Annotated in this window: 20 protein-coding genes and 2 pseudogenes; 14 read left to right on the forward strand and 8 right to left on the reverse strand. The window is 36.1% G+C overall.

The genetic code is table 11. From position 1 onward, the window contains the following. Positions 1–146: 146 nt before the first annotated feature. Entirely contained in the window at positions 147–335 is a 189-nt protein-coding gene (locus tag H9655_RS13915) for an alpha/beta-type small acid-soluble spore protein (RefSeq protein WP_095369762.1), read from the reverse strand. 251 nt (positions 336–586) lie between these two features. Here H9655_RS13915 and H9655_RS13920 point away from each other — a divergent pair, with 251 nt between their 5' ends. The 7 genes from H9655_RS13920 (at position 587) to H9655_RS13950 (ending at position 7,136) form a co-directional block, all read left to right on the forward strand. Further along, positions 587–1,864 (forward strand): ammonium transporter, encoded by a 1,278-nt coding sequence (locus H9655_RS13920; protein ID WP_191814983.1) that lies wholly within the window; start codon positions 587–589, stop codon positions 1,862–1,864. Positions 1,865–1,923: 59 nt separating this feature from the next. Continuing rightward, complete coding sequence (locus H9655_RS13925; RefSeq protein ID WP_318245490.1) at positions 1,924–2,895, forward strand: DUF294 nucleotidyltransferase-like domain-containing protein; 972 nt, start codon at positions 1,924–1,926, stop codon at positions 2,893–2,895. Beyond that, positions 2,895–3,614 carry an exonuclease domain-containing protein gene (locus tag H9655_RS13930; RefSeq protein WP_191814985.1) on the forward strand — a complete coding sequence of 240 codons (720 nt, stop codon included), beginning with the start codon at positions 2,895–2,897 and terminating at the stop codon, positions 3,612–3,614. The genes H9655_RS13925 and H9655_RS13930 overlap by 1 nt, the downstream gene beginning before the upstream one ends. Positions 3,615–3,773: 159 nt before the next feature. Further along, positions 3,774–4,718 (forward strand): ABC transporter ATP-binding protein, encoded by a 945-nt coding sequence (locus H9655_RS13935; RefSeq protein WP_191814987.1) that lies wholly within the window; start codon positions 3,774–3,776, stop codon positions 4,716–4,718. Beyond that, positions 4,669–5,403 carry an ABC transporter permease gene (locus tag H9655_RS13940; protein WP_191814989.1) on the forward strand — a complete coding sequence of 245 codons (735 nt, stop codon included), beginning with the start codon at positions 4,669–4,671 and terminating at the stop codon, positions 5,401–5,403. The genes H9655_RS13935 and H9655_RS13940 overlap by 50 nt, the downstream gene beginning before the upstream one ends. A gap of 5 nt (positions 5,404–5,408) precedes the next feature. Next, on the forward strand, positions 5,409–6,530 hold the full coding sequence (locus H9655_RS13945) for a sensor histidine kinase (RefSeq protein ID WP_191814991.1): 1,122 nt from the start codon (positions 5,409–5,411) through the stop codon (positions 6,528–6,530). Between the two features lie 3 nt (positions 6,531–6,533). Then, complete coding sequence (locus H9655_RS13950; RefSeq protein ID WP_191814993.1) at positions 6,534–7,136, forward strand: response regulator transcription factor; 603 nt, start codon at positions 6,534–6,536, stop codon at positions 7,134–7,136. Positions 7,137–7,140: 4 nt separating this feature from the next. On the opposite strand, the gene H9655_RS13955 is transcribed toward H9655_RS13950, so the two are convergent. Together H9655_RS13955 and H9655_RS13960 are read right to left on the reverse strand one after the other, a co-directional pair. Beyond that, positions 7,141–7,389, reverse strand: a complete 249-nt coding sequence (locus H9655_RS13955) for a helix-turn-helix domain-containing protein (RefSeq protein WP_318245488.1) — start codon at positions 7,387–7,389, stop codon at positions 7,141–7,143. Between the two features lie 209 nt (positions 7,390–7,598). After that, positions 7,599–9,029, reverse strand: coding sequence for a carbon starvation CstA family protein (locus tag H9655_RS13960; RefSeq protein WP_191814995.1), 1,431 nt, complete (start codon positions 9,027–9,029; stop codon positions 7,599–7,601). A gap of 227 nt (positions 9,030–9,256) precedes the next feature. On the opposite strand from H9655_RS13960, the gene H9655_RS13965 reads away from it, so the two are divergent. Together H9655_RS13965 and H9655_RS13970 are read left to right on the forward strand one after the other, a co-directional pair. Then, positions 9,257–10,024 (forward strand): protein-glutamine gamma-glutamyltransferase, encoded by a 768-nt coding sequence (locus tag H9655_RS13965; RefSeq protein ID WP_191814997.1) that lies wholly within the window; start codon positions 9,257–9,259, stop codon positions 10,022–10,024. Positions 10,025–10,119: 95 nt separating this feature from the next. Beyond that, entirely contained in the window at positions 10,120–11,565 is a 1,446-nt protein-coding gene (locus tag H9655_RS13970) for a UDP-N-acetylmuramoyl-L-alanyl-D-glutamate--2,6-diaminopimelate ligase (RefSeq protein WP_191814999.1), read from the forward strand. Positions 11,566–11,568: 3 nt separating this feature from the next. Here H9655_RS13970 and H9655_RS13975 read toward each other — a convergent pair whose 3' ends face one another. After that, the gene (locus H9655_RS13975; RefSeq protein WP_191815001.1) at positions 11,569–12,363 is read right to left on the reverse strand and encodes a glycerophosphodiester phosphodiesterase; all 795 of its coding nucleotides are present in this window, start codon (positions 12,361–12,363) and stop codon (positions 11,569–11,571) included. Positions 12,364–12,419: 56 nt separating this feature from the next. Then, on the reverse strand, positions 12,420–12,719 hold the full coding sequence (locus tag H9655_RS13980) for a hypothetical protein (protein ID WP_191815003.1): 300 nt from the start codon (positions 12,717–12,719) through the stop codon (positions 12,420–12,422). Between the two features lie 177 nt (positions 12,720–12,896). Between H9655_RS13980 and H9655_RS13985 the strand changes: the two genes are divergently transcribed. Both H9655_RS13985 and H9655_RS13990 read left to right on the forward strand, forming a co-directional pair. Next, positions 12,897–13,421, forward strand: a complete 525-nt coding sequence (locus H9655_RS13985; protein ID WP_191815005.1) for a hypothetical protein — start codon at positions 12,897–12,899, stop codon at positions 13,419–13,421. Positions 13,422–13,435: 14 nt separating this feature from the next. Further along, positions 13,436–14,956 carry a flotillin family protein gene (locus H9655_RS13990; protein ID WP_191815007.1) on the forward strand — a complete coding sequence of 507 codons (1,521 nt, stop codon included), beginning with the start codon at positions 13,436–13,438 and terminating at the stop codon, positions 14,954–14,956. Between the two features lie 50 nt (positions 14,957–15,006). Here H9655_RS13990 and H9655_RS13995 read toward each other — a convergent pair whose 3' ends face one another. From H9655_RS13995 to H9655_RS14005, 3 genes and pseudogenes are all read right to left on the reverse strand, one after another. Further along, positions 15,007–15,894 carry a glycine betaine ABC transporter substrate-binding protein gene (locus H9655_RS13995; protein ID WP_191815009.1) on the reverse strand — a complete coding sequence of 296 codons (888 nt, stop codon included), beginning with the start codon at positions 15,892–15,894 and terminating at the stop codon, positions 15,007–15,009. Next, a pseudogene (locus H9655_RS14000) lies at positions 15,891–16,746 on the reverse strand (ABC transporter permease). Before H9655_RS14000 ends, H9655_RS13995 begins: the two are co-directional and overlap by 4 nt. Positions 16,747–16,748: 2 nt before the next feature. Beyond that, positions 16,749–18,002 carry a quaternary amine ABC transporter ATP-binding protein gene (locus H9655_RS14005; RefSeq protein WP_191815014.1) on the reverse strand — a complete coding sequence of 418 codons (1,254 nt, stop codon included), beginning with the start codon at positions 18,000–18,002 and terminating at the stop codon, positions 16,749–16,751. 483 nt (positions 18,003–18,485) lie between these two features. On the opposite strand from H9655_RS14005, the gene cudC reads away from it, so the two are divergent. The 3 genes and pseudogenes from cudC to H9655_RS22470 all read left to right on the forward strand — a co-directional run. Continuing rightward, on the forward strand, positions 18,486–19,052 hold the full coding sequence (cudC, locus tag H9655_RS14010; RefSeq protein WP_191815015.1) for a choline uptake/conversion transcriptional regulator CudC: 567 nt from the start codon (positions 18,486–18,488) through the stop codon (positions 19,050–19,052). 393 nt (positions 19,053–19,445) lie between these two features. Further along, complete coding sequence (locus H9655_RS14015; RefSeq protein WP_191815018.1) at positions 19,446–19,550, forward strand: YjcZ family sporulation protein; 105 nt, start codon at positions 19,446–19,448, stop codon at positions 19,548–19,550. Between the two features lie 114 nt (positions 19,551–19,664). After that, positions 19,665–19,745 (forward strand): annotated as a pseudogene (locus H9655_RS22470) (YjcZ family sporulation protein); the annotation flags it as partial. Positions 19,746–19,753: the final 8 nt, after the last annotated feature.

A 19,753-nucleotide genomic window follows, 5' to 3' on the forward strand; every position in this document is an offset into this window, starting at 1 on the left:
AGTGGAAAGCTGTAAGAATGCGGACAAGGACGTAATCAACAAAAAATAGCGAGGAAGTGAATTTGAATGATCGTCACTTCCTCGCTTAAAACCTAATAGGGACATTTTCCATGCCTTCAACTAGGGTATTTCCTTATACTGAATGGCTATTTTTGATTACGGAGTTGTTGTTCACCTAAAGCAACCAGTCGTTTGGTCATTTCCCCGCCGACTGATCCGTTAGCGCGTGCAGTGGTTTCTGCGCCAAGTTGTACACCAAATTCTTGAGCTATTTCTTCTTTCATTTGATTTAAGACTTGACCTGATTCCGGAACGACTAATTTATTTCTGCTCATTGAACAAATCACTCCTTCGTCATTTTGAGCAAACGGAACATTGCTCTTTTATAAGGTTTCCTAATGTAAGGGCTATCATTCATATGGGTAAAAACTAACAGGTAAAAAGATGAGTAAATTTTCTAAAAAATATAAAATTGAGCATTGACTTATGAGAATTTTACGATAAAATAAAAAATAACTTAATTGATGTTATATAATCTTACACCAAAAGGTTAAGAAAATTGACGTGAAAATGGGGGAGAAATAATATGGATGAAATATTTTATCTGAACAGTGTGTGGACAATGATTGCTGCAATTTTAGTTATTTTTATGATTGGTGGATTTATTTTACTTGAAGCAGGTTCTACCCGAATGAAAAATGCAGGTCATATTACAGGAAAAACGATTTTTACCGTTGGATTAACATTCCTTGTTTTCTGGGCTGTCGGTTATGGATTTATATTTGGAGGAAACGCGAATTTCTTTGTTGGAATGACGGATTTCTTCTATTCAGGCACTGAAAGTGGTGAATCAGGTTTATCGGATACGGTCTTCTTTGTATTCCAAAGTGCCTTTGCTGCTATTGCTGTTTGTATCGCCTTAGGCGGTTTTGCTGAAAGAGCGAAGTTCCCAGTCTATGTTGTTTTCACTATTTTATTCTCTGCTGTTATTTACCCGGTTGTTGCCCATTGGATATGGGGTGGAGGCTGGTTAGCGGGACATGAGAAGCAAGATTTCGCAGGCTCAACAGTTGTTCATTTAACAGGTGCAATGGCTGCCTTAGCTGCAACTATTTTATTAAAGCCTCGTATTGGGAAGTTCAATAAAGATGGTTCTAGTAACAATATTGCAGGACATAACCAAGTCTATACTTCATTAGCTGTGCTAATACTTTGGGTAGGATGGTTTGGGTTTAATGCAGGAAGTACGACATCAGTCGATGGTGCATTTTTTGGATTTGTTGCCTTAAACACGAATTTAGCTGCAGCGATGGGTGCGGTTGCCGCATTAGCTATCTCTTGGGTCGTTCTTGGTAAGTCAGATATTGTGACAACATTAAATGGTGCGCTTGCAGGTTTAGTTGCCATTACGGCATCTTGTGCCTTCGTTGAACCTTGGGCTGCTGTTATTATTGGTTTAGTTGCCGGACTTTTAGTATTCTTTAGTGTAAAGTTCTTTGATAAAATGAAAATTGATGATCCGATCTTCGCATTATCTGTTCATGGTGCAGCTGGAATATGGGGTACTTTATCTACAGGGTTCTTTGCAACACCTGAATTAGCAGAGCAGGTAACGGGTCAAGCTGGATTATTCTATGGTGGCGGATTCAGCCAATTAGGTGTTCAAGCGTTAGGAGTTGTAACATCAGGACTTTATGCCTTTGTTGCTTCATTTGTCATCCTCTTCGTAATGAAAAAAGTAATGAATGGTCTCCGTGTTAGTGAAGAAGAAGAAGTAATGGGCTTAGACATGAGTGAACATGGTAGCTATGGTTATCCAGAAGAGTTTATGTCAAGTGAGAAACAAACGAAATTAACATCATAAAGTGAAGCCTCCTTTATTGGGAGGCTTTTACCCTCTGTAAGGAAGTGTTGTTTTTGCCAGTGGATTTTGAGACATACGAAGCGATTAGAGATTGGCGAAATTATGAATTAACGATGAACAAGTTTAATCAAGGGCAATTAAACAATTTTCATGATGAAGTAATGAAAGCCACGTTTCATTATGCTGTGAAAAGATTAGGGGAAAAACCACCCAGTCGATTTGCTTGGTTCATAACAGGTAGCGGTGGAAGAGAAGAACAAGGTTATATAAGTGATCAAGATCATGGCATCATATATGAAGAAAAAGAGGCCACCTTACAAAGATATTATCAGCAGTTAGGCAAAGAATTATCCGATGGGCTCAACATCGTTGGCTACCCATACTGTGACGGTAATATTATGAGTAGTAACCCCCTTTGGTGTCAGTCCCAACATGAGTGGTATGAACAACTAGAGTCATGGCTGGATGAAAAATCTTGGGCAACCATGAGGCATTTGCAAATTTTCTTTGATGCAAGAGTTTTAGTGGGAGAAAACGAATACATTAATGATTTAAAGAGAAGTGTTCATAAGGCAGTTCAAAAAACTCCTTATTATTTAAAAAGACTCTTAGATAATATCCAGCATATAAAAAGCTCTATTGGGCCTTTGGGGCAAATATTAACGGAAAATCACGGATCACATAAAGGGGAAATCAATATAAAGTACGCAGCATTTTTACCTTTCGTTAATGGTATTCGATTACTTTCTATAAAGGAGGGAATAGTTGAAAGTTCCACTTTGTTACGGTTAGAAAGATTAATGCGTAAAGATCTTTATAAACACGCATTATTACCGTATCATAATGATTTTCAACAGTTACTCATATTGCGGCATTCACTACTTACCCATGTGTCAACCTATGAGGGTGGCCATTACTTAAATGTGAGAAAATTGAGCAAGGAAGAAAAAAGTAAGATTAAGGTGATTTTAAAAAATGGTAGAAGACTTCATCAATATGTAGAAGATGTAATTGAGCAGGAAGTGAAATAATGGCTTTTGAACCTTTTTTTCAATTTGTACGAAAGTTAAATCATACTAGGTTTGGTGGGCTTCAGACACAGGATTCTAAATCAATGGCTTTCATGAGACAGCTTCAAAAAGATTTAGATCAAGATCGATTGGTGCAAACGTCATTAGATCAAATGAGTGCCGTCGTTGTCGATATAGAAACAACCGGGTTTAGTCCGGATAATGGTGATCAAATACTTTCTATTGGAGCTGTCAAAATCATAAATGGAAACATTGATCATGACAATTGCTTTTACTCATTAATACAATATGAAAATGATTTACCTTCATCAATAAAGGATTTAACGGGACTGAAGGAAGAGGAGTTAAAAAAGGCGTCACCTTTAGCAGAGGTGTTAATGGATTTTTTGAAATATACTGAGAGTTTACCTTTTATTGCTCATCATTCAAACCATGAAAAGCGTTTTTTTCAGCATGCTTTTTGGCAGCTCTATCGAACATCATTTAAACATCGCGTTTTCGACACCTCCTTTTTATACCGTATCCTTGATACAGTGGATCACTCTGTTAGACTAGAGGTGTTATGTGAAAAAAATCAGATAGAAGTCAAACATCGGCATCATGCTTTAGGCGATGCCTTATTAACAGCAAAACTTTGGGTATGCTATGTTGAAAAGGTGAAGGAAAAGGGCTGTTTTACAATGCAGGATGTTTATGAGAAGTTAGCTCGATTACCATAAGTAAGAATATCTAAAGGGAATGCCACAGATGATTGAACTGTGGTATTTTTTATGGAAAAGATTTCATTTAAGATGACATTTGTCATAAGAAGAAGTGACATTACACACTAAACGTACAAGTTAACCACCTCTTATAATTTGAGTAAGGAGTTGGTGTGTATGGAAACAATCATTGCTACGAATCATTTGAGTAAAAGGTATAAGAATCTATGGGCAGTTAACGATGTATCTTTTGAAGTTAACAAAGGAGAGTTATTAGCTGTCTTAGGTAAGAATGGAGCTGGAAAATCAACAACCTTGCTTATGTTATTAGGATTAGTTAAACCAACATTAGGAAATATACTGATTTTAAATAAGCAACCCCAAGAGCGAGCGGTGAAAGAAAAAATTGGCGTGATGCTCCAAGAGGTCAGTGTCATTGATGCATTATCTGTAAAGGAAGTATTACTGATGTTTAGTAGTTATTATGAAAATCCTTTGCGTTTAGAAGAGGTGTTGGAAATTACAGGTATTCCTATAGAAATGCTAAAGAAAAGAGCTTATAAGCTCTCCGGCGGTCAAAAGAGAAGGTTGAATTTTGCATTAGCCATATTAAGTAATCCCCAAATCGTTTTCTTAGATGAGCCAACTGTTGGAATGGATAGTACGGTAAGGAAAAAATTTTGGCAAGCGATACAATTCTTAAATGATGAAGGTAAAACGGTTATTTTCACCACTCATTATTTACAAGAAGCCGATGATGTTGCTAAGAGAATTATGTTATTTAATCAAGGAAAGGTGATAGCAGATGGTTCACCTTTACAATTAAAAAGTCACTTATCGGATGGGGCTATCTCGTTTACATCCGATCAGGTTGATATCAACTTGCTACAAACATTTTCTCATGTAATAAGTGCGAAAATAACTAATCAACGGATTGTTTTAACAACCACTTCCACTGATGCGCTTTTGGGGGAGTTATTTGAAAAAAAGGTCGTTATGCGTGACATTCATTTACATCGAGCACGACTTGAAGATGCGTTTGAATCATTAACAGTAGAAGGGGGATCAGTGAATGAAAGCCTGGTTGATGCAAACGAAAGTAGAAGTATTACGGATATTTAGAAATCCTTATTTTGTTTTTTGGTCTTTATTTATGCCCATCGTTTTTTATTTTGTTTTTACAAATATATTTAATACTGGAATGGGAGATAGCTGGAACAGTCGGTTCTTAATGTCCATTACTTGTTTTAGTGTGATGGGTACGAGTATTTTGACGTTGGGCATTCGGCTAGTAGAAGAAAAGGCACATGGTTGGTCCAATTTTATGAGAACAACCCCGCTTAGTTCAAGTGTTTATTTCTCAGCAAAAATGGTGGGGCAAACAATGATTCATATTTGTTCTGTGATCATTATTTTTGTTGTAGGTGCGGTGATAAATGGAGTCAGTTTGAGCGTTTGGCAATGGTTGACAAGTGCTTTATGGATATTAATTGGTGCTTTGCCATTTCTCGCTATTGGAACGATTATTGGGGCGATGAACAAGGTGGAGACAGCTGCTGGAATCAGTAATTTCTTTTATATGGTTCTAGCTTTTATGGGTGGTTTATTTATGCCAATAGAAGTGTTGCCATCTATTTTCAAGACTATTGCTAAAGCAATCCCCTCTTATCATTATGGAGCGGGTGTATGGGAGATTACAGAAGGCGGCACCCCTTCTTTGCTGAATATTGCTGTTTTAACAGGATATTTCCTTCTATTTGTAGTATTAAGTATATATATTAGAAGAAAGCAAGAAGTGGTGGTGTAGGCTTTTTGGGGTATAAGTTTAAGTTATTTCCTGTCAAATATGGTTTACTCCCATATGTTTATTTGGTCTATTTAATGTTTCCGATTATTGTTTTAATAAATGAAACAGGGATAAAGGCAGTGGTTGGATGGATGCTTTTATTCCTTTTTTTTCTATCTTATAGGAAACTTTACTTTGATCCACCGATGAGTATTTATATGGGTTGGTTAATCATACAATTTATCATTATTATTATTTTTACTTATTTTTATCAACCTTCACTAGTATTGCTTGGGTTCTATTGTGCAAATTTCATCGGATGGCTGCGTAACTCTAAGATGTTTGCTATTAGTATGATTTTATTTGTCTTCTCTTCAGTATTTCCTATTATTTTACAATATGAAATGTTGAGCGAACACTTTTATCTTGTCGTAATGGTTGTTGTTATGTTTTTATCTCCTTTTGGTATTCACTCCATGTCGACGAAGATGGAGTTAGAAGAAAAATTAAATGAAGCAAACGAACAGATTGAAGTTTTAATTAAAAGAGAAGAGAGAATGAGAATTGCTCGGGATTTGCATGATACTCTCGGGCATACATTATCTTATATAACATTAAAATCTCAACTCGTAGCAAAAATGACTAAGCATCAAGCAGATCCACAAATTGTCACCAAAGAGGTAAAAGAAATTGAACGGACTTCACGCAATGCCTTAAAGCAAGTCAGAGAGTTAGTGGCAGACATGCGTATATTAACAATTGCTGAAACGATTAGTGATTGCAAAGGGATATTAAATTCAGCCAATATTACGCTAGAGGTAACAGGACTGACTAGATGTGACAATATTACATCAATGACGCAAAATATAATTAGTATGTGTATAAAAGAAGGCGTAACTAATATCGTTAAACATTCTCGGGCTACCCATTGTGTAATTGGATTTTCGCAAAATAATCTGGGGATAGAGGTAACTATTCGCGACAATGGAGTCGGGTTTAATCGAGAAACGAAATTAGGGAATGGCTTAAAAGGTATGTCTGAACGTCTAGAGTTTGTTGAAGGTAGTTTAAACTTTTTTCATTATGACAGGGGGCTATCTGTGAATGTATTCATTCCAATTGTAGAAAGAAAGTTCGGAGGTACTTAAATAATGATAAGAGTTTTAATAGCTGAAGATCAGCAGATGTTAAGAGGAGCGCTAAGTACATTATTAAACTATGAAGTAGATATAGAAGTCATAGCGCAAGCGAATAATGGAAAAGAAGCAATAGAATTAATTCATCAGTTGTCACCAGATGTCTGCTTATTAGATATTGAAATGCCTATAAAGAGTGGCTTGGATTTAGCGGAGGAAATGTTTGAAGCAGGGTCTGTGTGTAAAGTGATTATCTTAACAACGTTTGCTAGAACAGGCTATTTTGAACGGGCAATAGGAGCAGGTGTTCACGGATACTTGTTAAAAGATGGACCGAGTGAAGAACTAGCTGAAGCCATTAGGCGCGTGATGAATGGTCAGAAAATGTTTTCTCCGGAGTTGGTATTTAATCATATAAAACAAGACAACCCACTCACTTCCAGAGAAAAGGAAGTGTTGAAGCTTGTTGCATCGGGTTTAACTTCAAAGGAGGTTTCGGCGCACCTTTATTTATCTGCGGGAACGGTGCGCAATTATATGTCAGAAATCATTAATAAGTTAGAGGCAAAGAATAGGATTGAAGCAATAACTAAAGCCAAAGAGAAAGGTTGGATATAGTGGTTTACATAAAAGGTGGAACGCCTTTGCTAAATTCAGTGATCAATGTGGAAATTGATTGTAATTGTTGATCATCTAAGTCAAATGCTGTCTTGACTTTATTTTCTAAATCTGATGTGACTCGTCTTTTACCAACTTCAACAAGCGCGATGAGGGAGAAGCTGCAGCTCACAATTCTTGCGAAGTCTCGTTGCGTCATATTATAACTTTTTCTAATAAATTTAATCATATCTTTATTCATATTTTTACTCAAATTCGTCACCTACTATAATTGCAAATTTAAAATCACGCTCTCTATAAAATTAGCACTTTTTTACGCTGTTTGTCAAAGTATATTGTTGACAAATTACCTATGACCTGTTAGCAATTATGTTTTTTAAATAGGTACTTGTCTTCTGGGACTCCGTATAAAAACAGATTGGGAATACACATTCTTCCCAATCTGTTTTCTTTTTAAAAAACTTAAGCAATCTTTATGTCTTTTGTTTTTGGTTTACGAGTTTCAATTATTTTCTTAATGTAGATAGCAAGTACGATGATTGTTAAAACAGTCCCAATGGTTAAAGAGATTGGATACGACAACTGGAATCCTTCTGGTGCATAGAATATATAGGTTGCAGACACGGCTGTCATAAAGATAGCTGGTATACCTGTAATAAAGTGTTGTTTTTCTGTCTTCATTAGGAAACTTGTTGCTGTCCATAACATAATAGTTGCAGTTAATTGGTTTGTCCAACCAACATATCTCCATAAGAAGGAATAATCAATCGTTGCTAAAAGGAAAGTAGGAACACTCACTAAAGCCGTCACAAGGAATACTTGTCCAGTGCCTTTAAAACTTAAATATTTCGAAATGACTTCAGAAAGAATCATTCTAGAAGACCTTAAAGCTGTATCTCCCGTTGTAACTGGTAAGATAATTACACATAGTATTGCTAGTATACCACCAACAGTACCTAATAGAGAGATAGAAATTTCATTAACAACGCCTGCAGGTCCGCCAAGAGTTAAAGCTTCCTGCAAACCGCCAGTTCCACCGAAAAATGTCATTCCTGCTGCTGCCCAGATAAGGGCAATAATACCTTCTCCAATCATAGCTCCGTAAAACACTTTTCTACCATCAGATTCCTTTTTTAATGTTTTAGATACAATTGGGCTTTGGGTAGCATGAAATCCAGAAATGGCACCACATGAAATGGTAACCATTAATAATGGCCAAATTGGTAGTTCCCCTGGATGTAAGTTATTTAAAGTTAAATTAGGAATAGGTTGACCATTAAATAATAAAGCTACAGAGATGGCTATAGCCATAAAAATCAAAACAGCACCTAGTATGGGATAAATTCGACCAATGATCTTGTTAATAGGTAAAACGGCAACAAGGACAAAATAAGCAAATACCAGAACCAAAGACACTGTGAAATTAAGAGGTGTGATGGAAGAAATTAGTTGAGCAGGACTCGCTGTGAAAGCAGCTGCTACTAATATCATTAAGATAATGGATAAAATATTAACAAATACTTGCATCCCAGTACCTAAATATCGACCTACAAGGTTTGGAAATTGCTCTCCTTTATGTTTAAGTGATAACATGCCAGAAAAGTAATCATGGACAGCACCAGCAAAGATACTACCAACGACAATCCATATGAACGCCACTGGCCCGTAAAGAGCACCCATTAATGCACCGAAAATGGGTCCAGTACCAGCAATATTTAAAAGTTGAATTAGACTTCCTTTCCACCAACTCATAGGTACAAAATCCATTCCGTCTGCTTGTGTTAATGCTGGGGTCTCTCTGCTATCATCGATTCCAAATACCTTTTCAACTATTTTCGAATAAAAAATATAACCTAAAATAAGTAAAGCAATTGCTACGAGAAATGTTGCCATATGTAGTGCCCCCCCTGATGTAATATATTTCTGAAACTTTGGAATATATGATGTATTGTAAGTGCTTTTTCACTGTAAAGCAATACTTTTTCAGAAAAATGTTATTTTTATATAATTTTCTAATAGATAAACTTATTCTTGGCTATTATGAACCTCTGAACGTGGCAGAACATAATTTGGTATTATATGTTGTCAGAAGAAAATTAAATAAAGGGAGGTAAGTGTTTATGACCATTATTATTCAGTCACAGGAGAAGCCCCCTATTCATTCTTTTAGTCCTATACAACAAGATATTTATAGAGCGCTTGATTCTTCTCCACAGCCATTTTATTATGATTCTGCTTTTGTTTTAGAATTTGAGCTATTATTAAGAGAAAAATTGATTCAAGCCGCTTACCAGTTACATGAAAGTAAAGCAGAGTTCGCTCCATTTGACGTATCGAGATTTAATCCCCAAATATGGACCAAAACAAAGTACGGTTACGTTTTAAAACCATATATATTACCCTCGGACGCGATTAGGGATGTTTTTCAAAATAGCCACTTATATGCATTTGAATGTTCTACAGCAATTGTATTGTTATTTTATAAATCAGTATTGGATTCGATTTCCATTAGTCGATTTAATACGTTATTTCAAGGTCTTTTAGTTTGGGATTGGAATTATGATCAAGACTTAGGTATAGATACACGGATAGGAAGAGATTTCATCCCAGGGGATGTTGTTTATTTTTATAATCCTGATTTCCAACACCCAATATGGACGGGAGAAAATGCAGTTTATTTAGGTAATGACCGCTACTTTGGACACGGAGTAGGGTTGGAAAGTGAGAGAGGGATGATAGAAGCGTTGAATACTTTAAGAAAGCCAGGAGCGACACAGGATGCTTATCTCATTTCCCAACATAGTCGCTTGAGTTATAAATACCTTTCACAATTTGCACGTAGAGCCCCGCAACAGGATTATCATTCCTCTATAATGCAATTACTTTAATATTACTACTTAATATGTCTAACAAAGGCATATTTTTTTTGTTCGTGGGCATACAAAAAATAGTAACTTAATGGTGCTTATAAGGAGTTTTCTATATGAAATTATTTGATGTCTTTCATTTGTTACAAACGGATTTAAAGGAGATGGATCATGAAATCGAAGTGAGTGGGTTAACATCTGATTCGAGGAAAGTAAAACAAGGATATTTATTTATTGCTATTGCCGGTTTTGAAAATGATGGGCATAAATATATAGAAGAAGCGATCAAAAATGGGGCGATTGCTGTGATAGGTGAAAAGCGATTATTGCTCTCTGTTCCGTATATTCAAGTTCGGAATTCTCGGAAAACATTGGGCAAATTAGCAAGTATATTTTATTCACATCCTAGCAAAAAACATCGCCTAATCGGTATAACGGGTACAAATGGTAAAACAACAACGGCCTATCTCATCCACCATCTCCTGAAGGAGGCAGGGTTTTCTTGTGGAATGATCGGCACGGTAGAAAATAAAATTAATAACCATACAAAAAAAGCTAAAAATACAACTCCAGACGCTGTAGAAATACAATCTTTATTAGACGAAAGTATGGATGATTTTATCATACTAGAAATTTCATCCCATGCACTTCATCAACATCGTACAGAAGGCTTACAGCTTGATATCGCTGTTTTTACAAATTTAACTCATGATCATATGGATTACCATCATACGATTGAAGAGTATTATAACGAGAAAAAGAAAATCTTTTCTTTACTTAAAGAAGAAGGCGTTGGATTAGTAAACATTGAGGATACATGGGGAGAGAAAATAGCCCGTGAGCAGGTACATCATAAAATAAAAACAATTGGTACAGCTGGGGATTATGACTTGCAGCTCACAGTTAAAGATGCAAGATACCAGTTGAAATTAACAAGTGTAGAAAGAGAGAGTATAGTAGCAGAATCACCATTACCGGGGAAGCATAATCTTTATAATACCGCTATCGCTATTGCTGCCTGTTTAGAAGCTGGGATCTCAAAAGAGGTCATAACACAAGGATTAAAGAATTTTAGGGGAGTACCTGGTAGATGGGAGAAATTTCATAATAGGAAAGGGGCAGTGTTTATTATTGATTATGCTCATACAGAAGATGCGCTACGCTACCTTTTGCAAACAGCTAAGGAAAATAGCGCGAAAAAAATATATATGGTTTTTGGATTTCGAGGGAAAAGGGATAAAAGCAAGCGAGTGAAGATGGTGAAAGTTGCATCTACTTATTGTCAGCAGTTTATCCTTACATCAGATGATATAAATGGGGAGAGCAAATCGGTTGTAGAAGAAGAATTGTATCACTTAATACCCCCATATAATAATGGGGAAGTCATGATGGATCGCACATTGGCCATCAAGACAATGTGGGAAAAAGGAGGAAGTGGTGATTGGGTATTTATTATTGGGAAGGGGAGTGAGAATTACCAAGATATTTTTCACCTTCAAACGAAAAATGATATTGAAACAATACATTATTTAATTGAATGTGAAAAAGATGAAGGATGTTAATATTTACTCCTTACTTTTAGCTAATAATTGTAAATGATCGGTGACAATTGCGTCTATATCCCAACACCTCACACTATCTAATTGTTTTTTAGTATTAATTGTCCAGATAATTGTTCGTAATTGAGCTTGTTTCAGCGCGGACATCACTTTTTTGTTTACCATTGTCCACTTCAAACTTACATATTCAAATTCCTGAGCTATCCTTTTTATATCTTTTATTTGCAGGGGATAATTGACTAATACAGCGATTTTTACAGATGGCATGAGCTTTTTTATCTTCCTAAGTGAGTCGAGGTTAAAAGACTGAATAATGATTGAATCAGTAGAATATGGCATTAGTAACGAATTTAGTAAGCTTTCAATGCCAGGATTTTTTTCAGGTTTTTTTAATTCAATTAATATACCTAACTGATTGTAAAACTTATCTAATACATCTTTGAGTAAGGGGATTTTTTCACCTTGGAATGTTTTAGAGAACCAACTCCCGGCATCAAATTGGCATAACTCTTCATATGTATAATCAGATACTTTACCTGTTCCGTTTGTTGTTCGATCAATTGTTGCATCATGTATGACAACGATTTGTTGGTCTTTAGTTAACTGGATATCTAATTCAATCATGTCAGCACCTAATTGAAGCGCACGCTCAAAAGCAATCATAGTATTCTCTGGACATATTCCCGCAGCACCTCTATGCGCAATTTTTTGAAAACTGGGATGAAAGAACTGGTTTTGTTTCTTAAACATTAATGCCAATTTGGCATTAATTGTATGATAAGCTCTTTTCACTTGTCTCATTCTTATGCCCCTTTCTCATGATTTTTGCTTATCGTAAATGACTATGACACTTGTTGTCAATCCCAGTTCTCATATTTAATTTTACCTCCAGTTAATGCGATTGTTTGATGTTCCCCTTGATATATTAGCTTACCATCCTTCTTTACTACCAATTTTTCATAAGTAAATACTTTTTGTCCTGAAGGTAGTTGAACAACGATTTTCTCACCATAATCAGTCTTAGGTGCTTCGATAACAATTATACTTCTACTATAAAAGTAAAGTGCAATAATAGCAGTAATCATCAGTGTGATGAGAAGAATAAGTATTCTGTTTAAATTAAAAAGTTGCTTTTTATTCCTTTCTTGACGTGTCAAGTAGTTCCCTCCTATTCAATATTCAACATATTCAAGTAGAAGAAAATCATGACAAATAATGAAAAATTTGAAACCAATCGCCCGCTCATTCGTATGTATGTTATAACCTATTTTATGTGAGGGGGAGTGTGGATTTGTGTGAAAGAAAGGAAAGTATAAAAAACAAGGATGATGATGATGGAAGTTTTTAATCTATCCATTGAAACACTGTATTTGTATGCGTTGGTGATCTCAGGTGTACTAATTATTCTTTTATTCTTTTTTGGGGATGCATTAGGGGGAATAGAGGAGGCTAGTCCTTTTCTTAATCCAATATTGATTCTTGCTTTTATTGTCTTTTTATCTGCAAGTGGCTATTTATTAGAAGTATTAACAACGATGAATAGCATTCCCATTGCCTTAATCTCTATAATTATTGCCTTTATTTTTTCCGTATTATTAAATGTGTTTATCCTTGTTCCAATGTCTTCTGCTGAAGAATCACTTGTCTATTCAGAAGACTCGCTAAGAGGACGGGTGGGAGTGATCATCATACCCATTCCAGAAAAGGGCTATGGTGAAGTATTGATTGAGAGCTATTCAGGTAGAATTTCTAAAACAGCTGAAAGCCTAAACGGAAAAGCAATCGCTGATGGCGAAAAAGTATTAGTCATTGAAGTAAAAGAAAGTAGAGTCATTGTTACGACACATGACCAGATATAGAGGAGGAGAAACTTATGCTTTTAATATGGGTTGTTATAGGAATTGTAGCGGTTTTAATTGTTGCGCTATTAGGAATTTTTGTTACGAAATATCGTACTGCTGGACCAGATGAAGCTTTAATTGTGACAGGTAGTTATTTGGGCACTAAGAATGTACATGTAGATGAAGCGGGTAATCGTATTAAAATTATTCGTGGTGGAGGGGCGTTTGTCTTACCTGTTTTCCAGCAAGCAGAACCTCTTAGCTTATTATCAAGTAAATTAGAAGTCTCAACACCAGAAGTTTATACCGAACAAGGTGTTCCTGTAATGGCAGATGGAACGGCGATTATTAAGATTGGTGGCTCGATTGGTGAAATTGCTACAGCTGCAGAACAATTTTTAGGGAAAACGAAAGAAGATCGTGAAAACGAAGCGAAAGAAGTATTAGAAGGTCATTTGCGCTCCATACTTGGTTCAATGACAGTCGAAGAAATTTATAAAAATCGTGATAAATTTTCGCAAGAAGTGCAGCGTGTCGCTTCGCAAGACTTAGCGAAAATGGGTTTAATTATCGTCTCATTTACAATCAAAGATGTAAGAGATAAAAATGGCTATCTGGATTCATTAGGTAAACCGAGGATTGCCCAGGTGAGAAGAGATGCAGACATAGCTACGGCAGAAGCAGAAAAAGAAACGAGAATTAAGCGAGCAGAAGCTGATAAAGATGCACAAAAAGCAGAATTAGAAAGAGCGACTGAAATCGCTGAGGCAGAAAAAGAGAATCAAATGAAAATGGCTGATTATCGTCGCGATCAAGATATCGCTAAGGCGCGTGCTGACCAAGCCTATGATTTAGAAACAGCGAGAGCTAAACAAGAAGTAACTGAACATGAAATGCAAATAAAAATTATTGAAAGACAGAAGTCAATTGAATTAGAAGAAAAAGAAATACTTCGAAGAGAAAGACAGTATGATTCCGAAGTAAAGAAAAAAGCAGATGCCGATCGTTATTCAGTGGAACAATCAGCAGAAGCTGAAAAACGTAAACAAATTGCGCAAGCAGATGCGCATCAATATCGAATAGAATCAGAGGCGCGTGCAGAAGCAGAAAGAGTACGTGCAGATGGGTTAGCCAAAGCAGAAGCACAAAAGGCACAAGGGGAGTCAGAAGCTGAAATTATCCGCTTGAAAGGTTTAGCAGAAGCAGAAGCAAAAAGAAAAATCGCAGAGGCATTTGAGCAGTATGGGCATGCTGCGATTATGGATATGGTTATTCAAATGTTACCAGCATATGCGAAAGAAGTGGCAAGTCCGCTATCTAATATTGATAAAATTACAGTTGTAGATACTGGTAGTGGCGCAAAAGGTGGAGCGAATAAAGTGACAGGCTATGCCACTGACTTAATGACCACGATGCAAGAATCTGTTAAAGCATCGTCAGGCTTGGATATTAAAGAATTAATCGAAAATTTCTCAGGCAAATCTAATATTAAGCAAAGCATTGAGCAATTAGGCATGGATATTAAAACCGAAAATCATAAAAAAGAAGCGTAATAGTAGGAAAAAACAGCAGTGAGCCTGAACTCACTGCTGTTTTAATCTTTTTATTCAGCTGTTTTTAAATCTTCAATTGAATCGATATCCATATATTCAGGTACAACGATTCCTAATTTTGTTCCTTCTAAGTTAGAACCTAGATCTTCAAATTTACCTTCAAATTTATCATAATAATCAGCATGAGTTAAAGGCAACCATCCAGCAATATGGGCATCAAGGCTACCTTCAGCAACACCAGTCCACATTGGTCCTGCCTCAACTTGACTAAGAGTAACATCATAACCTAAATCAGTTAAAACTTTACTGATAACATTTGTACTTGCAATTTCAGTATCCCAAGCAACATAGCCCAAGCTAAGTTTATCACCATCAACTGATTCAACGCCTTCAGTCCATTCTGATACGAGGTCTTGGTTATTCTCAACCCATTCAGCCGCTGCTTCTTCAGGCTTTTGTCCTTCCGAAATTTTCACCATAACATCATTCATGTGTTCTTCAGTCCAATTGAAAGCATCTAATACTTGATAAGCATTTGGCTTGTCTTCAGCTAGACCATTTCTCACGATTGTATGGATATTTTCCTCTTCTCCAAAAGTCCCTTTAGGGTCTTCTAAATATTTTAAATCAAATTCCGAGAACATCCAATGTGGGCTCCAGCCTGTAATAATAATTGGTTCTTCAGCATTATAAGCCTTTTTCAATGAGGCTGTCATTGCCGCACTTGAGCCTTCAACTAAAGTCCAATCACTTAATTCATATTCTTCAAGTGTTGTATTTGCCGCTTTCATAATGCCAGCACCAGGATCGATCCCGATGATTTCGTAATCAACCTGATCTCCTATAGTGGCATTTTCGTCTGTTTCATTTGATCCACATGCTGCTAATCCTAATGCGACAGCTGGAACCATTAAGTAAGAGAGCCATTTTTTCTTCATGTTATATTCCCCCTAGTTTTTTTTCTTTCCTATATTTTGAGTAAGCCTGTCAAGGATAATAGCCATAACCACAATCGCAAGACCTGCTTCAAAACCTGTACCAATTTGGATCTGCGTTACTGCACGATAAACATCCGCACCTAAACCTGGTGCACCTACCATTGATGCGATAACAACCATTGATAAAGAAAGCATAATACTTTGGTTAATACCTGCCATAATCGTCGGTGTTGCTAACGGTAGTTGTACTTTTAGTAATCGTTGTTTTACAGTTGATCCAAAAGCTTCAGTTGCTTCAATAATGTCGGTCGGGACTTGTTGAATCCCGAGAATGGTTAAACGGATCGTCGGTGGTACGGCAAAAATAACGGAGGCAACAACACCTGGTACAACCCCAATACTAAAGAAGAATATTGCCGGAATTAAATAAACAAATGCCGGCATTGTCTGCATAAAGTCTAGAATTGGTGTAACAATTTGTCGCACCGTTCTTTTTTGTGAAGCCCAAACACCTATTGGTAGTCCAATAATGACGGTAATAATAACAGATGTTAAGACAAGGGATAGGGTTTGTAACATACCTTCCCAATAGCCGAGATTTTGTATTAATAACAGTCCAATCAATGTAAAAAGTGCAATGCCCTTGCTAGCTAATTTCCACGCGAGTAATGCTAAAATGATGATTAAAATCAATGCTGGGATAGCCATTAATACTGTATTCATACCATTTACAATCGCCTCAAGTACAATGGTAATACCATCAAAAACAATTGCAAAAGTAACGGTAAGCCAATCAACAAAGGCATCTATCCAGCTAGCGACCGGAATTTTAGGAATAAAGCTTTCTTCCATGATTAGTACACCTCCTTATTAGATTGATCTTGAGTTGTACTTGTATCATGTTCAAAATCATTAATCGCTTCGTTATTGCCTGCGAGTGCTGCAATTACTGCACCTCGAACGAGAATACCGTTCAAGCGGCCATTTTCGTTTACAACAGCTACAGGAATCGAGGCAGTAGAGACAATATCAAAGAGATCTGTCAGAACGGTATCTTCCGTTACTGTTTGATAATTTGTATCTAATATCTCTTCGATGGTCTTTCTTGAATCAACTGCTTCTTTTGCTGCGGATGCATGGACAATACCACGAATATTTTTCTTTTTATCAACAGCATAAATGCTGGAAATGCCCAGTTTCTTCATTAATTGTAGGGCGACTCTTGGTCCTTTATCTATCTGCACGGTTTCAGCTCGCTTCATTACATGTTGAGCTGTAAGTACTTTTGATAAATCAACATCTTCTACGAATCTTTCAACATATTGATTAGATGGGTTCATCAGAATTTCTTCAGGTGTGCCAATTTGTACAATGACACCATCTTTCATCAATGCAATTCTATCTCCGATTCTTAGCGCTTCGTCTAAGTCATGTGTAATGAAAACAATCGTTTTTGCCATAGAGCTTTGTAAATCAAGGAGTTCATCCTGCATATCTTTTCGGATTAATGGATCAAGGGCGCTAAATGCTTCGTCCATTAATAAAATATCTGTATCATTTGCTAAAGCTCTTGCTAACCCAACACGTTGTTGCATACCACCACTTAGTTGATCAGGGTATTGATTCTCATAACCTTCAAGACCAACAAGTTTCAATGCATCAAGTGCTTTTTGTTTACGGTGATCCTTAGCCATTCCTTGAATTTCTAAACCATATTCTGTATTTTCTAGAATGGTACGATGGGGGAGTAGGGCAAACTTCTGAAAAACCATGCTTATTTTTTTTCTTCTTGTTTCTCTTAGTTCATCCTTGGACATTTTTGTAATGTTCTTTCCATCAATAAGTATGTCTCCAGTTGTTGGTTCGATGAGTCGGTTGAGGGTTCTTACTAATGTAGATTTACCACTACCAGAAAGTCCCATTATGACGAAGATTTCACTATCATAAACATCAAAATTGGCTTGGTTAACACCAATTGTTGCACCGGTCTGTTTAAGAATTTCATTTTTACTTTGACCCTCATTTAAGAGTTGAGTGGCCTTTTTAGTGTTTTTGCCAAATATTTTAGATACTTGACTCACGCTAATTTTTTTTGCTCTCTCATCCATTGTTTCACCTCGTTTAACTTGTATATGTTGTTTGTTTATACAGGATTTGGATCATAGTCGAATGAAATATGTTTTTTCTTACGCTATCATTAAGTACTATTTGTAGTTACCTACTTTATGAAATATATGGAATCTAACTGTCGTTTTATTAACTTTTTTGTAACCAAATCTACGAAATACGACAAATTCCATCATTCTTAATTATGAATCCTCGTTCTATTTTCCTGTGAATTACGACCTTCTTAATTGTAGGAGTTTAAAGAAATAAGAGCAAAGTTCATATATTAGCATATTCTATAATATAGTTCATACAGTAAAAACTGTACGAACTGTATACAGTGAATTCTTATAAATGCTCTGTAATGCTCGATATTTCAATTGTTATGCTCTCTTTACAAGGGGGAAAAAAATGATAAGCTAAAATTGTAAGTTTCTTGTCATGGCAGGTTTTAGTTAGCATTTAATGATCAATAATAATTATCAATGAAATTAAATGGGTGTGATGATGATAAAATGTATGAAGAAAGGTTAGACAAAGCAAGAGAAAGAGTAATTGAAACCATTTCTCAAAATATGAATTTATATGGGATAACGCCATCTGTAGGTAGGTTATATGGTTTATTATATTTTCAAGCAGAACCAATGACGTTAGACGAAATGAAAGAAGAACTAGGTATGAGTAAAACCAGTATGAGTACCTCTGTGAGAAACTTATTAGAATTAAAAATGGTAGAAAAAGTATGGAAAAAAGGGTCGAGAAAAGATCAATATCAAGCAGAAGAAGATTGGCATCAAACTTTTGTTGATCTTTTTACAACGAAATGGAGACCTAGCATTTCAATGAATATTTCAGCTATTGAGAAATCATTAAAGGAAATGAACCAATTATTAGAAGAGGGAAATGTCCCAGAAGAAGTACTAGCGGCAGCCCGTGAAGATGTAACAAAATTACACGACGCACTAAATTATTATGATTGGTTAGGAAGATTAGTGAATAGCTTTGAGTCTGGAGAGATATTTCAGTTAGTTCCAAAGGAACGAAAATCTTAATAACCGTTTTAAAGTCACAGCCATTGTTGTTGTGGCTTTTTTTATGAATGAATAGTGTAAAAGACAGAGAAGAGGGTGCAGCATCGAGTCAGAAGAAAAAAAGAAGTGAGTACTAAATCGAAGAAAAAGCGGATACATAATAATGCTAACGGTTTAAGAAATGTCGCTTAGTTGTCGTAAGAAGACGATAATCGCTATGTTTACCAAACGAACCAACTTGAAATGGTAAAGGTTCTTTTTTGGATATAACGGTCCAAGACTAGTGAGAAGGAAAAAATCATCTACTAAGGATAAGCCTAATAGTTATTTGCCCTAAAAATGTGCATTTGACTATCGCACATATTAGGTTAGTTGAATAGGATATATAGAATCAAGATAAAGGAGGTTATTCAAATGTCAGAAGGATTTGGATACGGTGGAGGCTTTGCACTCCTAGTTGTTTTATTTATTTTGTTAGTGATTATTGGAGCTTCTTGGGGATACGGTGGCTTCTGCTAATCACCTAAAGGTTTTGGAATAAAAGGGTAAATATAAAAAATAGGAGGAGATCTTTTTATGTATGGTTACGGTGGTGGCTGCGGTTATGGCGGTTACGGATACGGTGGCGGATGTGGCGGTTTCGGTGGCGGTTTTGCACTGATCGTTGTATTATTCATCCTTTTAATCATCGTTGGAGCGGCTTGTTTTAGATAATTGCTAAG

It is taken from the genome of Cytobacillus stercorigallinarum (genome assembly GCF_014836495.1).
Lineage (GTDB): Bacteria > Bacillota > Bacilli > Bacillales > Cytobacillaceae > Cytobacillus > Cytobacillus stercorigallinarum.